This is a genomic window from Commensalibacter sp. A3DC (assembly GCF_047307945.1).
Lineage (GTDB): Bacteria > Pseudomonadota > Alphaproteobacteria > Acetobacterales > Acetobacteraceae > Commensalibacter > Commensalibacter melissae.
This window is the reverse complement of the sequence record NZ_JAXOQA010000123.1, coordinates 1-1,636: the sequence shown is the minus strand read 5'-3', so window position 1 is coordinate 1,636 and position 1,636 is coordinate 1. Positions and strand designations below refer to the sequence as shown.

General features: G+C 36.5%; 1 protein-coding gene. It reads right to left on the bottom strand.

The annotated features are described in order from the left end of the window. Positions 1-133 precede the first annotated feature (133 nt). Positions 134-1,531, bottom strand: a complete 1,398-nt coding sequence (locus U0839_RS08760; RefSeq protein ID WP_230882775.1) for a carbohydrate porin — start codon at positions 1,529-1,531, stop codon at positions 134-136. Between the last annotated feature and the right edge of the window lie 105 nt (positions 1,532-1,636).

Here is a 1,636-nt window from a genome sequence, read left to right as displayed (position 1 = left end):
TAAATAAAATTAAAATCGATTTATAGTTTATCACTGTATTCAACCCTGAAATCTTTAATAAAATTTTTGATTATAATGAGAATAGCTATTATCGTTAATTTATTCTTTTTACAGTGACAAGCAATATAGTTTTTTAAAAAGTTACGTTGGTTTTCAAACCAACAATCGTTGCATCTTTATAGGCCTTCGTCGCGGCAACATGATGAAAATATTCAAATACTGGCATAATCATGATTCCACGATAGGCAGCAAAACCATAATTAGCTTCAAATAAAATTGAATCTCCCTGAACTCCAGGGGCGCCATTCAATAGAGCGAAAACTCCATTACCATTTAATGGTGCTCCATGTGCCACTTGAAATTGCTGTGCATGCCGAAGAGTATGAGGGATCGTATAATATGTAAACATCACCCCAATTTGATCATAGGCTCTGTCTTTCCAAAATCCACGATCCAAAAACCCGAAATTGTAAAAGTCCTTAAATGTTGATGTTGTCGTAGAATCATGCCCATAATTTGCCAAAACAAATAATCCATGATCATCAATTGCATCATGACGATAAATCATTTGGTAGGATTGAATCCAGAATTGGGTACGGTAATCTTTTTTATTGTTATTTAAAACTTGTGAAGACCAGGTTTGAAAATGACTGCTATCTATACCTGCACCAATATGAATGCTACCCACTAAATGATGTTTTCCGATATCAGGATTATAACCAAATTCAACAGGAACGAAAGCACCAGTTGTTCCCTTGGTTCCCCAATAAAATCCAGTTGCTCCTCCTTGTGGCCAAGGTGTACTTTGATATGCACCCACTTCAAAATAACTATTAGGTGTCATATTAACAAGAATTCTTCCCCCCCAAACTGCACCAGGCCAATCTGAAAATCCCTGTTGAGATTGAGTACTTCTTGGATGGCCACAAGTTGAAAGAATCATAAATTGACATGCCATGGGACTATGGGCAAAATCATCTCCAACACTCATACGACCGACTTTAATATCGACCCGACCATTCCATAATTTTTGTTCACCATAAACATCATAAATATGAAATAAGCGAGAATAGCCTCCTCCATATACTTCCTGGGCCTGAATCTGCGTATCCCCAACATAATCAGCACTGGCATTACGACCTGAACGATTCATAACAATCATATGAGTTGAAAAGCCCTTTAAGCCCGCGATTTTTTCCCAATCCATATCAACTGAAAATGTTATTTGCTGTGTAAAATCAGCACCGTTTCTCCGTCCACCATGAACCACACCAGCTGTCTCTGTCACCCAGTTTAACCCAAGCTGAATACCATATTTATCCAGATAATCATTTATCGGTTTAGAAAAAATGCTTTTTGTTGGATCAAGACTGGACGGGTTTACTTCACGTGTATTGAATTTATTCATCTCACCAAGTGCAACATTCCGATTCGTCTCTGGTACTGAACTATCATCAATATTTTGAGGAGGTTTACCATTATTGGAAAGATCAAGCGCCATTGATTTGTTAATTGGCATAAGCAAAATCATTACGTTTAAACCCAATATAATATACTTTTTCAGGAAATTTATAGGACTATAAAAAGCAATTAGACTATCCATAACTTAACCTTTCCTCATAAAGTACATTCAATC

Coding starts and splice junctions, on each gene's coding strand:
- U0839_RS08760 (WP_230882775.1), bottom strand. CDS start 1,531: ATGATTTTGCTTATGCCAATTAACAAATCAATGGCGCTTGATCTTTCC.